The 575-nt window shown below is 62.4% G+C and carries 1 protein-coding gene; it reads left to right on the top strand.

Going from position 1 to position 575, the window contains the following annotated elements; translation table 11 throughout:
- Positions 1-567, top strand: a 567-nt coding sequence (locus AAIL66_RS24350) for a hypothetical protein (protein ID WP_343497969.1), incomplete at its 5' end; no start/stop codon positions are given.
- Positions 568-575 lie beyond the last annotated feature (8 nt).

A 575-nucleotide genomic window follows, 5' to 3' on the forward strand; every position in this document is an offset into this window, starting at 1 on the left:
CTGTCGGGTGCGGCCAGCTCGGGCAACGGAAGTGCGCTGAGCATGAATAGTGCAACCTCCGGTGCGACGTCGAATGCAAACGCTGCTGGCGGCGCTATCGGCGCAGGCGGTTTTGGCATCGGTGGGGCAGCTGTCGGCGGTAGCGCAACTACTTTCGGTAATGTGAAGAGCCTTTCCGCAACCACCGGCAACGGTGTTGCAGGCGGCGTAGCGGCTACCAATGCCAATGCGGGCTCGACTGCTGCTGCCGGCTATAACGCAGGACCCGTCAGTGGCACGGCCTTCGGCGGCGCCTCTTCTCAGACCGCGAATGTTGCTGCAACTGGCGCCGGCCCTGGCGGCGGCTTGGCTTACATCAACAACAATGCTGGCACCACCTCTGGCTACAACGCCACATCGGGAGCCGTTTCCTCACCTTGGGGCTCGCTGACCAATACCACATCGAACGCAGGCTCTGTGGGTACCGTCCATCAGAATGCCGGTTCCTGGGGTAACGCCGGCTACTTCTCCAACGGTGGTGGCACCTCCGGTACTGCTGGTGCAGGCTCTACTGCCAATGCCAACTAAGGCAGCTG

The sequence above is a fragment of the Comamonas sp. F1-6 genome, from assembly GCF_039581415.1.
GTDB lineage: Bacteria > Pseudomonadota > Gammaproteobacteria > Burkholderiales > Burkholderiaceae_C > Comamonas > Comamonas thiooxydans.